The organism is Pantoea sp. EKM10T (assembly GCF_011800685.1).
GTDB lineage: Bacteria > Pseudomonadota > Gammaproteobacteria > Enterobacterales > Enterobacteriaceae > Pantoea > Pantoea agglomerans.
The window spans coordinates 118,983-131,241 of sequence record NZ_JAALEU010000007.1 but is presented as its reverse complement, the minus strand read 5'-3'; the positions used below and the strand labels follow the sequence as shown (position 1 = coordinate 131,241).

Annotated in this window: 12 protein-coding genes; all 12 read left to right on the top strand. The window is 55.9% G+C overall.

What is annotated here, in order from left to right; all coding sequences use genetic code 11:
* The first annotated feature begins 235 nt into the window (after window positions 1-235).
* The 12 genes from HFD95_RS14720 to deoD all read left to right on the top strand — a co-directional run bounded on the left by HFD95_RS14720 (window position 236) and on the right by deoD (window position 12,047).
* On the top strand, window positions 236-904 hold the full coding sequence (locus tag HFD95_RS14720) for a nucleoside recognition domain-containing protein (RefSeq protein WP_010671100.1): 669 nt from the start codon (window positions 236-238) through the stop codon (window positions 902-904).
* Window positions 894-1,367, top strand: a complete 474-nt coding sequence (locus tag HFD95_RS14715) for a YjiG family protein (RefSeq protein WP_010248980.1) — start codon at window positions 894-896, stop codon at window positions 1,365-1,367. The genes HFD95_RS14720 and HFD95_RS14715 overlap by 11 nt, the downstream gene beginning before the upstream one ends.
* 4 nt (window positions 1,368-1,371) lie before the next feature.
* On the top strand, window positions 1,372-2,475 hold the full coding sequence (locus HFD95_RS14710) for a M20 peptidase aminoacylase family protein (protein ID WP_167430408.1): 1,104 nt from the start codon (window positions 1,372-1,374) through the stop codon (window positions 2,473-2,475).
* Window positions 2,476-2,768: 293 nt separating this feature from the next.
* Window positions 2,769-4,355 (top strand): peptide chain release factor 3, encoded by a 1,587-nt coding sequence (gene prfC, locus HFD95_RS14705; protein WP_010671098.1) that lies wholly within the window; start codon window positions 2,769-2,771, stop codon window positions 4,353-4,355.
* Window positions 4,356-4,613: 258 nt separating this feature from the next.
* A complete protein-coding gene (osmY, locus tag HFD95_RS14700) occupies window positions 4,614-5,228 on the top strand; it encodes a molecular chaperone OsmY (protein WP_010671097.1) in 615 nt (204 codons plus the stop codon).
* 112 nt (window positions 5,229-5,340) lie between these two features.
* Window positions 5,341-5,502, top strand: a complete 162-nt coding sequence (locus HFD95_RS14695) for a DUF1328 domain-containing protein (protein ID WP_003848537.1) — start codon at window positions 5,341-5,343, stop codon at window positions 5,500-5,502.
* A gap of 220 nt (window positions 5,503-5,722) precedes the next feature.
* Window positions 5,723-6,775, top strand: coding sequence for a patatin family protein (locus tag HFD95_RS14690; protein WP_010248962.1), 1,053 nt, complete (start codon window positions 5,723-5,725; stop codon window positions 6,773-6,775).
* On the top strand, window positions 6,772-7,569 hold the full coding sequence (locus HFD95_RS14685) for a TatD family hydrolase (protein WP_167430407.1): 798 nt from the start codon (window positions 6,772-6,774) through the stop codon (window positions 7,567-7,569). Before HFD95_RS14690 ends, HFD95_RS14685 begins: the two co-directional genes overlap by 4 nt.
* Before the next feature lie 248 nt (window positions 7,570-7,817).
* A complete protein-coding gene (gene deoC / locus HFD95_RS14680; protein ID WP_010248957.1) occupies window positions 7,818-8,597 on the top strand; it encodes a deoxyribose-phosphate aldolase in 780 nt (259 codons plus the stop codon).
* A 62-nt stretch (window positions 8,598-8,659) separates the two neighbouring features.
* Window positions 8,660-9,988, top strand: coding sequence for a thymidine phosphorylase (gene deoA / locus HFD95_RS14675; protein ID WP_060681058.1), 1,329 nt, complete (start codon window positions 8,660-8,662; stop codon window positions 9,986-9,988).
* 95 nt (window positions 9,989-10,083) lie between these two features.
* Complete coding sequence (deoB, locus tag HFD95_RS14670) at window positions 10,084-11,307, top strand: phosphopentomutase (RefSeq protein WP_010671093.1); 1,224 nt, start codon at window positions 10,084-10,086, stop codon at window positions 11,305-11,307.
* Window positions 11,308-11,333: 26 nt separating this feature from the next.
* A complete protein-coding gene (gene deoD, locus HFD95_RS14665) occupies window positions 11,334-12,047 on the top strand; it encodes a purine-nucleoside phosphorylase (protein WP_010248951.1) in 714 nt (237 codons plus the stop codon).
* Window positions 12,048-12,259: the final 212 nt, after the last annotated feature.

Sequence of the window (12,259 nt, the reverse complement as noted above, 5' to 3'; positions counted from 1 at the left end):
GAGAAATAGCGGTCATCTGATAACGCGCCGGAAATATCACGTTGCCGTCAGAAAAAGATATTTCGCAGAGCCATAACAGTCATGTCGTGGATTAAACGCCCGGTGGTGACAGCAGGGCCATTAATCATCGCGCGCCAATCGGCTCTGGCATAAATCATGCTTAGAACTCAGTTCCATATATTGAAACTTGCCACGGCAGGGAACAGGCGGCAAGCCAGGTTATCAGGAGAAAATAATGTCAGATGAAAGTGTGGTTAGTCCGGTAAAAATGACGGCGACCAAAGGCAGTTATGTCGCGTTAATTTTTGCCATCCTGTTTTTCTCAGGGCTGTTTTATAACGTCGAGGGTCTTTCATGGCTGGGCGCCTTTGACTTCACCACGCTGGGCGGCAGCTTTGGCACCATGAAAGATCCCGCCAGCAACACCTTTCTTGGCGCAGGCGGACTCAGTGCCAAAGCGGGTTTCCTGTTTGCGCTGTCGCTGACGCCCACGGTGATGCTGGCGCTGGGCGTGCTGGAAATCTTCACCCACTACGGCGCGATTCGCGCGGCGCATCGGTTGCTGACGCCGCTGCTTAAGCCGCTGATGGGGCTGCCGGGCCATTGCGGTCTGGCGTTAATCACCGACCTGCAAAGTACCGACGCGGGCGCGGCATTAACCAAAGAGATGGCCGACCAGAATCAGATCGGTAAAAAAGAGGTGGTGGTGATGAGTGCCTGGCAATATTCCGGTGCCGGCTTAATCAATAATTATTTCGCCATCGGCTCCGCGCTATTCGCCTCAATGACGCTGCCGATTATTATTCCGCTGTTATTAATGTTCGTGCTGAAATTTGTCGGTGCGGCGATAACGCGCGCTGTGTTAAACAGTGTTTATAAAAAGGATTTCGCCGATGGAAAATAAAATCACGACCAGCAGTAATCCCTTTGATGTGTTTGTGACCGGCGCGCGTAAAGGCTTTCACATCGCCATTCACAACCTGATGCCAAATGTGGTGATGGCCTATGTGCTGGCAGAAGTGCTCAATCTGCTCGGCATCATGCAGTTTCTCGGGCACGTTTTTGCGCCAGTGATGGGGCTGTTCGGGCTGCCGGGTGAGGCAATTACGGTGCTGCTCACCGCCTGGCTCTCATCGTCGGCGGGTACCGGCGTAGCGGTGAGTCTGCTGACCAAAGGGCTGCTGACCGGCGCGGATATCACGATTCTGGCCCCGGCGATTTTCCTGATGGGATCGCAGCTGCAATATATGGGACGGCTGCTGGGCGTGGCCGATGTGCCAAAAAAATACTGGCCGCTGCTGATGCTGGTGAGCATCATCAACGCGCTGATCGCAATGTCTGTTATGCGTCTGTTTATTCAGGAGTAACGCTGTGTCTAAGGTATTAGAGCATTACCACTATTTGCACGAAATTCCGGAGCTGGGTTTTCAGGAGGTGAAAACCTCGGCCTACATCGCCGATCAGCTGGAGAAAGCGGGCCTGAAGGTGACGCGCAATATCAATAACACCACGGGCATTGTGGCCGAGATCGACAGCGGTGTGCCGGGTCCGGTGCTGGCGCTGCGCGCGGATATGGATGCGCTGGGGCACATCATTGATGGCGTGCCGTGTGCGCGCCACACCTGCGGTCACGACGGTCACTCTTCGGTCGTGCTGACGGCGGCGACGGCTCTGCTGCAGGAGGGCGCGGTGAAACGTGGCCGGCTGAAGATCCTGTTCCAGCCCGCCGAGGAGCTGGGCGCCGGTGCGCTCTCAATGATCGAAGGTGGCGCACTGGATGATGTGGAGATGATTCTGGGGTTCCATCTGCGTCCGCTGGAGGAGTGCGTGGTCGGCCAGGCGGTGCCTGCGGTGCTCTACTCAGCCTGCAGCACGCTGGAAGCGACCATCAAAGGCCAGCCCGCCCATGCGGCGCGTCCGCACCTGGGGGTGAATGCGCTGGATGCTGCCGTACAGGCGGTTCAGGCGGTCAACGCCATCCATCTCTCGCCCGGCCTGACCTGGAGCGTCAAAGCGACCCGCTTCCTGTGCGACGCCGGTGTCACCAACTCGGTGCCGGATGAAGCCCGCGTAGTCTGGGATCTGCGTTCGCAGGAGAACGGGCCGATGACGCTGCTGAAAGAGCAGGTCACGCGCGCCATTACTCACAGCGTGGCGGCACTGGGTGCCAGTGCCGAGGTCCGCGTATTAAAAGAGATGCCCGCCGCCGAGATTGATGATGAGGCGACGGCGGTGATACGCGCCGCGATCGTCGAGGTGCTGGGCGAAGAGGGCGCGCTGTCAACCCGGACCACGCCAGGCAGCGAGGACTTTTTCTACTATCCGGTGAAGCGTCCGGGTGTAAAAGCGGGCTTCTGGGGGCTGGGCACCAACCTGACGCCCGGATTGCATCATCCCGACATGCATTTTGATCTCGACTCGCTGGAGGTTGGTGTGCAGATCTTTAAAGCCTGCGTCAGAAAGGTGCTGGGATAATGGCGGCGGGGCGGGTGCAGACCCGTCCCGCTTTGTTGTGGCATCCAGCGTTCCCCGATTCCCCGCCCCTGAAATCCTGCCCCTCTCCCTGTAGGCCGCGCGCGCAAAATATTGTATGCTATGCCGCCTTAAAGCTGACCAGGTAACCGGAATTCACGCCAATGTAACTTCGCGCTGACCCGCCAACGATGAAAGATCGTTTTTGGCACCGTTTACCCGCCGGTAAGGTTCTGCCGGCCACCGTGATTTATCAGCAGCGCCAGTAAGTTGCGCTGCCTATTGAGAAGAATTCCATGTCTAATCCCTTTTTAGAAGAGGTGGCACGCCGCCGCACCTTCGCGATCATTTCGCACCCGGATGCCGGTAAAACCACCATTACCGAAAAAGTGTTGCTGTTCGGACAGGCTATCCAGACCGCCGGTACGGTAAAAGGCCGTGGCTCTAACCAGCACGCTAAGTCGGACTGGATGGAGATGGAGAAACAGCGTGGTATCTCCATTACCACCTCGGTGATGCAGTTCCCCTATCGCGATAGCCTGGTGAACCTGCTGGATACCCCGGGTCACGAAGATTTCTCGGAAGATACCTACCGTACGCTGACCGCGGTTGACTGCTGTCTGATGGTGATTGATGCCGCTAAAGGCGTCGAGGATCGTACCCGTAAGCTGATGGAAGTTACCCGACTGCGCGATACGCCGATCCTGACCTTTATGAACAAACTTGACCGTGACATCCGCGACCCGATGGAAGTGCTGGATGAGGTGGAAAGCGAGCTGAAAATTGCCTGCGCACCGATCACCTGGCCTATCGGCTGCGGCAAGCTGTTCAAAGGGGTTTATCACCTCTACAAAGATGAGACCTATCTCTACCAGACCGGTAAAGGCCATACCATTCAGGATGTGCGCATCGTGAAGGGGCTGAACAACCCGGACCTCGACACCGCAGTCGGTGACGATCTGGCGGCACAGCTGCGTGAAGAGCTGGAGCTGGTACAGGGCGCATCGCACGAGTTTGAGCAGGAAGCCTTCCTGAGCGGCAAACTGTCGCCGGTCTTCTTCGGCACCGCGCTGGGTAACTTTGGCGTTGACCATATGCTGGATGGCCTGGTGGCATGGGCGCCGCGTCCGATGCCGCGTGACACCGACACCCGCACGGTAGAAGCGAAAGAAGAGAAGTTCACCGGCTTCGTGTTTAAGATCCAGGCCAACATGGACCCGAAACACCGCGACCGCGTGGCCTTTATGCGTGTGGTGTCCGGTAAATATGAAAAAGGGATGAAGCTGCGTCAGGTGCGCACCGGCAAAGATGTGGTGATCTCCGACGCTCTGACCTTTATGGCGGGCGACCGTTCGCACGTTGAAGAAGCGTATCCTGGCGATATCATCGGCCTGCATAATCACGGCACCATTCAGATTGGCGACACCTTTACTCAGGGTGAAAACATGAAGTTCACCGGTATTCCGAACTTCGCGCCAGAGCTGTTCCGCCGTATTCGTCTGCGCGATCCGCTGAAGCAGAAACAGCTGCTTAAAGGGCTGGTTCAGCTGTCTGAAGAGGGTGCGGTACAGGTGTTCCGTCCGGTGCATAACAACGATCTGATCGTGGGCGCGGTCGGGGTGCTGCAGTTCGATGTGGTGGTTGCCCGTCTGAAAAGCGAATATAACGTCGAAGCGATCTACGAAGCGATCAACGTCTCTACGGCGCGCTGGGTTGAATGCAGCGACGCGAAAAAGTTTGAGGACTTCCAGCGTAAAAACGAAGTTAACCTGGCGCTCGATGGCGGCAATAATTTGACTTATATCGCGCCAACCATGGTTAATCTTAATATTACGCAGGAACGTTACCCTGACGTCCGTTTCCGCAAAACGCGCGAGCACTAATCGCCTGTTTCCGGGCCATTCCAGCTGGGAGTGGCCCTGTTTTCCTCCTTCCAGACTCCTCCTAAAAACCCCGTTTTTCTTCTGTTTTGACGTGTGATCAACCAGTTAGCCAGGCAAATTGCAAAATGCCGTCTATGATTACTCTATCGGACGGCGGAAGAGACTTCTCTTGTCCTTACGTCCTGTAACGCAGCGGCACCTGTGCCTCTGTTGCGCCCACAGTTTTTGGGTGAGTTAACTGATAGAAGGAAGATATCGATGAACAAGACTAAGATTGCTAAAACCCTGATGGCCGCCATGATTGGCTCAGCACTGATCAGCGGCAGCGCACTGGCTGACGAATCAATGTCGCAGAAAGCGTCACAGACAGCCGACAGCGCGGGTTCAAAAATCGATAGTTCTATGAAAAAAGTCGATGGTTATATGGATGACAGCGGCATCACCGCCAAAGCCAAAGCGGCGCTGGTAGATGATGACGCAATTAAAAGCACGGATATCTCGGTAAAAACGCATAGCGGCGTCGTGACCTTAAGCGGTTTCGTCACCTCACAGGATCAGGCTGAGAAGGCTGTGGCTGTGGTGCAGAAAATCGAAGGTGTTAAATCCGTCAGTGACAAACTACACGTCAGAGACAGCAAAGCATCATCAATGAAAGGTTATGCGGGCGATACCGCCACGACCAGCGAAATTAAAGCTAAGCTATTAGCGGATGACATTGTTCCGTCGCGCAACGTAAAAGTTGAGACCACAGACGGCGTTGTTCAGCTTTCAGGGCAGGTTGCTAATCAGGCACAGTCAGATCGTGCAGAAAGCATTGCTAAAGCCATTGAAGGCGTGAAAAGCGTTAAGAATGACCTGACGGTTAAATCTTAAGCTTGCGTACGGCCACTTCTGTGGCCGTACGAATAAAAGATACCCATCCGGGGATGAAATAAGCAGATCGATTTTAAAATATTCGATTTTTAAATAGGGTAAGGAGAGGCTTATGTTTCGTTGGGGCATTATTTTTCTGGTGATCGCACTGATCGCTGCAGCGTTAGGTTTTGGCGGTTTAGCGGGCACAGCAGCATGGGCAGCTAAAGTTGTCTTCGTCGTTGGTATTATCCTGTTCCTCATCAGCCTGTTTACCGGCCGTAAAAAGCTTTAGCCGATGAGTCCTGCAGTGTAATGCAACGCAAAGCATAGAGCGGAGACCAGTCATCTGTAGCGACTGACGTGAAGAGAGGGACATCTTCACATCGCTGCAAGGTAAGCCAGCCCAGCTGGCCTGCCGGTTAAAGGAACATATGACTGGTTCTCCGGAATGCTGCCGTCTTTAACGGATCGATCCTCCAGCAGACCCGGAACCGCTTTTTGAGGTTCGCACAGTGGGTATACGCATTCCTGTCACGCTCGGCGCCATTGAACCTCTGGCCCTGACTCCGTTTAAATCTCAGAAAATTGCGCTGGTTTGTGAAGGCGGCGGTCAACGCGGCATTTTCACCGCAGGCGTGTTAGATGAATTTCAGCGTGCCCGATTCAACCCCTTTCAGCTGATGCTCGGCACCTCTGCCGGTGCACAAAATCTTTCTGCCTTTGTCTGTGGTCAGCCCGGCTATGCCCGACGTGTGATTACCCGCTATACCACCAGTAAACTCTTTTTTGATCCGCTGCGCTTTGTGCGTGGTGGCAATCTGATCGACCTCGACTGGCTGATAGATATTACCCGCAGTGAATTTCCGCTGGCGATGAGCAGCGCGGAGCAGCTGTTCTCCAGCGGCCGCGAGTTTTATATGTGCGCCTGCCGCAGTGACGACTACACGCCTGGCTACTTCAACCCGACCGCCGATAACTGGCTGGATCTGATCAAAGCCTCCAGTGCCATTCCCGGTTTTTACCGGCTGGGGGTCAGTCTGGAAGGGATCAGCTATCTCGATGGCGGCATCAGCGATGCGATTCCGGTGCGTGAAGCCGCCCGCCGTGGCGCTGATACCATTGTGGTGATCCGCACCGTGCCGTCGCAGATGTTCTATACCCCGAAATGGTTTAAGCGAATGGAACGCTGGCTCAGCACCGGCGCACTGCAGCCGATGATCAACGTGCTGAATAAGCATGAACAGAGCTATCGGGAAATTCAGCAGTTCATTGAGAATCCTCCCGATGATTTGCGCATTATCGAAATCTTTCCGCCGCATGCGCTGGCCAGCAGTGCGCTGGGGAGCCGCATCGCTTCACTGAATCAGGATTATCATCTGGGACGGCGTTGTGGTCGCTATTTCCTCGCCACGCTGGGCCAGTGGCTGAGCGATGCGGAACCGATGACCACGGCGCGTATCGTTACGCCGCCTGCTCCGGTAGCCAATGCACCCGATACCCGCCTCATCATCACACCGCCGCTGGCGGATAATGATGCTGATTACGACAAAGGATCGCTGGCATGAAGTTTATCGATACGCACTGCCACTTCGATTTCCCGCCGTTTGAAGGGGATATCTCTGGCAGCCTGGCACGTGCTGCAGAAGCGGGCGTGCAAAAGATTATCGTTCCGGCGATCGATGCCAGCCGCTTTGAGCGGGTCTGCGCGTTAGCCGCGGCGCAACCGGCGCTCTATGCCGCGCTGGGCCTGCATCCAATCGTCATCGAAAATCATCAGGAGGCCCATCTCGACCAGCTGGAAACCTTACTGCAACAGCGGCCGCTTAAGCTGGTGGCGATCGGCGAGATCGGGCTGGATCTCTATCGCGACGATCCGCAGTTTGATAAACAGCAACGCTTTCTTGAGGCGCAGCTTAAGCTGGCGAAAGCGTATCAGCTGCCGGTGATCCTGCATTCGCGCCGCACTCATGACAAACTGGCGCAGATTCTGCGTCGTTACGATCTGCCGCGCCGTGGCGTGGTGCATGGTTTTGCGGGCAGTCTGCAGCAGGCGCAGGCCTTTATTAAGCTGGGTTATGCGATTGGCATCGGCGGGACCATTACCTATGAACGCGCCAGCAAAACCCGTCAGACCGTGGCGCAGCTGCCGCTCTCTTCGCTGCTGCTGGAAACCGATGCACCCGATATGCCGCTGCAGGGCTTTCAGGGCCAGCCTAATCGTCCGGAGCGGGCGCGTCAGGTGTGGGAGGTGCTCTGCAGCCTGCGTGAAGAGTCACCTGAGGAGATTGCCGATGCGCTGTGGCACAACAGTCAGCAGCTATTTCAGCTCGATCCCGCTTTCCCGGCGCTGCGCAACTGATCGCCCGCGTCTCACCCGACCTGCAGCCTTCGCGCTTAAATGTGATAATAGTAACATTGCACCCGCTGGCGTATAATAACCACCAAGCCCTGTTATCTGTAATGTTAGTCACAGTAAACGTGGCAATGTTGCACTAATTTCTTATTCCTATGTGACTCCTGGCACATATCAGGCCGCACCAGAGTGTTATTATTATAACATTCCGCCGGCGAGCCGGTGGGTTGCACCCCGATCCTTTGGAGAGCCTCATGACCGATATCAAAGACCTTGCCCTGCGCGCCCTGAAACTGATGGATTTAACCACCCTGAATGACGACGACACCGACGCAAAAGTGATCGCCCTGTGTCATCAGGCCAAATCCCCGGCAGGCAACACCGCCGCAATCTGTATCTATCCGCGTTTTATTCCGATTGCCCGTAAAACGCTGCGCGAGCAGGGCACCCCGGAGATCCGCATCGCCACGGTGACTAACTTCCCGCACGGCAATGACGACATTGATATTGCGCTGGCAGAAACCCGCGCCGCTATCGCCTACGGTGCCGATGAAGTGGATGTGGTGTTCCCGTATCGTGCGCTGATCGCCGGTAACAGTCAGGTCGGTTTCGATCTGGTGAAAGCCTGTAAAACCGCCTGTGCCGAAGCAGATGTGCTGCTGAAAGTGATCATCGAAACCGGTGAACTGAAGCAGGAAGCGCTGATCCGTCAGGCCTCTGAGATTGCCATTGATGCCGGTGCCGATTTCATCAAAACCTCTACCGGTAAAGTGCCGGTTAACGCCACGCCTGAAGTGGCGCAGATCATGATGAACGTGATCCGTGATAAAGGCGTCAGCCAGCAGGTTGGCTTTAAGCCCGCTGGTGGCGTGCGCACCGCTGAAGATGCCGCTATCTATCTGAAAATGGCGGAAGAGACGCTGGGTGCCGACTGGGCCGATGCGCGTCATTTCCGCTTTGGTGCTTCAAGCCTGCTGGCGAGCCTGCTCAACACCCTGGGTCATGACAGCGACACCAGCAAAGCGGGTTACTGATCCTTCAGGCGGTCGCTGACCGCCTGTTCCCCATCCTGATTTCCCTGAACCAGGGGGTTACCTTGTTCCTGCCACAAGAAATTATTCGCAAAAAACGTGACGGCCATGCGCTGACTGAAGAGGAGATTCGCTTCTTCATCAATGGCGTGCGTGATAACACCGTCTCGGAAGGTCAGATTGCCGCGCTGGCGATGACCATCTATTTCCACGACATGACGCTGCCTGAGCGGGTCGCGCTGACTATGGCGATGCGTGATTCCGGTACGGTACTGAACTGGAAATCACTTAATCTCAATGGCCCGGTGGTGGATAAGCACTCGACCGGCGGCGTCGGCGATGTGACGTCGCTGATGTTAGGGCCGATGGTAGCGGCCTGCGGCGGATATGTTCCGATGATCTCGGGTCGTGGCCTTGGCCATACCGGCGGCACGCTGGATAAACTGGAAGCGATTCCGGGCTTCGATATCTTCCCGAGCGATGACCGCTTCCGCGAGATCATCAAGCAGGTGGGTGTGGCGATTATCGGCCAGACCAGCTCGCTGGCACCGGCGGATAAGCGTTTCTACGCCACGCGTGACATCACCGCCACCGTCGATTCGATCCCGCTGATTACCGCCTCGATTCTGGCGAAGAAGCTGGCAGAAGGGCTGGATGCACTGGTGATGGATGTCAAAGTGGGTTCCGGCGCGTTTATGCCAACCTATGAAGCGTCAGAAAGTCTGGCGCAGTCAATTGTTGGCGTCGCCAATGGCGCAGGTTGCCAGACCACCGCACTGCTGACGGATATGAACCAGGTTCTCGCCTCCTCAGCCGGTAACGCGCTGGAAGTGCGTGAAGCGGTTCGCTTCCTGACCGGCGAAGAGCGGAATCCGCGCCTGCTGGAAGTGACGCTGGCGCTCTGCAGCGAAATGCTGGTCTCCGGCAAACTGGCCGCCAGCGACACCGAAGCGCGTCAGAAGCTGATGACGGTGCTGGATAACGGCAAAGCAGCCGAGGTATTTGGTCGTATGGTCGCTGCCCAGCAGGGACCTGCCGATTTTGTTGAACGCTACGACGCTTATCTGCCGCAGGCGATGCTGAGCAAGCCGGTGTATGCCGACCAGCCAGGCATCGTCAGCAGCATGGATACCCGTGCGCTGGGTCTGGCGGTGGTGGCAATGGGCGGCGGACGTCAGCGTGCCAGCGACAGCATTGATTACAGCGTCGGCTTAAGCGACATGATCACCCTGGGCGAACGTGCCGATGCGCAGCGTCCACTGGCGATCATTCACGCCAGCAGCGAAGACAAATGGCAGCAGGCCGCCGCGGCGGTCAAAGCCGCGCTGGTGCTCGGTGATTCCGCCCCGGCTGAGACGCCGGTTGTCTATCGCCGTGTGAGCGATATCAGCTAACTGACCGGTAACCGGTGCCAGCCGCGATGCATTCGGGTATACTGATCTGATCGCTTTTTTTTGACTTGTCACGCGCCAATGCGCAGGAGACTTGCATGAAACGTGCTTTTATTATGGTTCTCGATTCCTTTGGAATTGGCTCCAGTAAAGATGCCGATAAATTCGGCGACGCAGGTTCGGATACGTTAGGTCACATCGCCGAAGCCTGTTTCAGGGGTGAAGCAGACAAGGGACGTAAAGGCCCATTGCATCTGCCTAATCTTACCGCGCTGGGTCTGGGCAAAGCCGCAGAGCTGTCGACCGGCCGCTTCCCGGCAGGTCTTGATCCTGAGGCGAAAATCACCGGCGCGTATGCTTACGCCAGCGAGCTTTCGTCAGGTAAAGATACGCCGTCAGGCCACTGGGAGATCGCCGGTGTGCCGGTGCTGTTTGACTGGGGCTACTTCAGCGACAAAGAGAACAGCTTCCCACAGGAGTTGCTGGACAAACTGGTCGAGCGCGCAGATCTGCCGGGCTATCTCGGGAACTGCCACTCTTCAGGTACGGTGATCCTCGACCAACTGGGCGAAGAGCACATGAAAACCGGCAAGCCGATTTTCTATACCTCTGCGGACTCGGTGTTCCAGATCGCCTGTCACGAAGAGACCTTTGGTTTGGATCGACTCTATGCGCTGTGCGAAATCGCCCGTGAAGAGCTGACCGAGGGTGGCTACAACATCGGCCGGGTTATCGCCCGTCCGTTTGTGGGCGACAAAGCGGGTCAGTTTGAGCGCACCGGCAATCGTCACGACCTGGCAGTCGAGCCACCATCCGCCACCATGCTGAAAAAGCTGGTGGATGAGAAGGGCGGTCACGTGATCTCCGTGGGTAAAATCGCCGATATCTATGCTGAGCAGGGCATTACCAAAAAGGTCAAAGCGACCGGTCTGGATGCGCTGTTTGACGCGACGATTCAGGAGATGAAAACCGCGCCGGATCAGGCGATTGTTTTCACTAACTTCGTTGATTTCGACTCAACCTGGGGACATCGTCGTGATGTTGCCGGTTATGCGGGCGGGCTGGAGCTGTTTGACCGTCGTCTGCCTGAGCTGATGGAGTTAGTCGGAGAAGATGACATTCTGATCCTGACCGCTGACCACGGCTGTGACCCGACGTGGGAAGGTACTGAACACACGCGTGAGCACATTCCGATTCTTATCTACGGACCGAAAGTCGAGCCGGGTTCACTCGGTTACCGCGAAACTTTCGCCGATATTGGTCAGACAATTGCACACTATTTTGGCCTGTCCGAGATGGACTATGGCAAGAACATGCTGTAAATCAGCAATTTAATAAGGATTAAACAATGGCAACCCCTCATATTAATGCTGAAATGGGCGATTTCGCAGACGTCGTGCTGATGCCTGGCGATCCGCTGCGTGCAAAGCACATTGCTGAAACCTTCCTGGAAAATCCGGTAGAAGTGAACAACGTGCGCGGGATGCTGGGCTACACCGGCACCTATAAAGGCCGCAAAGTCTCTGTAATGGGCCATGGAATGGGTATTCCTTCCTGCTCCATCTACACCAAAGAGCTGATCACCGACTTTGGCGTGAAAAAGATCATCCGTGTGGGCTCCTGTGGTGCCGTGCGTGCCGATGTAAAACTGCGTGACATCGTGATTGGTATGGGTGCCTGCACCGATTCCAAAGTGAACCGTATGCGTTTCAAAGATCACGATTTTGCTGCGATTGCTGACTTCGACATGGTGCGTAACGCGGTTGATGCGGCGAAAAACCTGGGTGTTGAAGCGCGCGTGGGTAACATCTTCTCTGCCGATCTCTTCTACACCCCGGATCCGCAGATGTTCGACGTGATGGAAAAATATGGCATCCTCGGCGTTGAGATGGAAGCTGCAGGTATCTACGGTGTGGCCGCAGAGTTCGGTGCTAAAGCGCTGACCATCTGCACCGTATCAGACCACATCCGTACGCACGAGCAGACCACCGCTGCTGAGCGTCAGACCACCTTCAACGACATGATCAAGATTGCGCTGGAGTCTGTTCTGCTGGGTGATTAATCAGCGTGGCAGGCATTGACGCCTGCTGCCCGATTCCCTTGCGCAGATCCCCCTTAACCGGGGGATCTGCATTTTCCCGCCTCGCCGTCCCGGTAACATTCACATCAAATGACACACTTTTGGTCAGGCTTGTGCATCTTCGCGCTGGCACGCCCGCGATCGCGCTTTATCATGGTGCGCAATAACAGATAATAATTAGTCGCCTGATAATG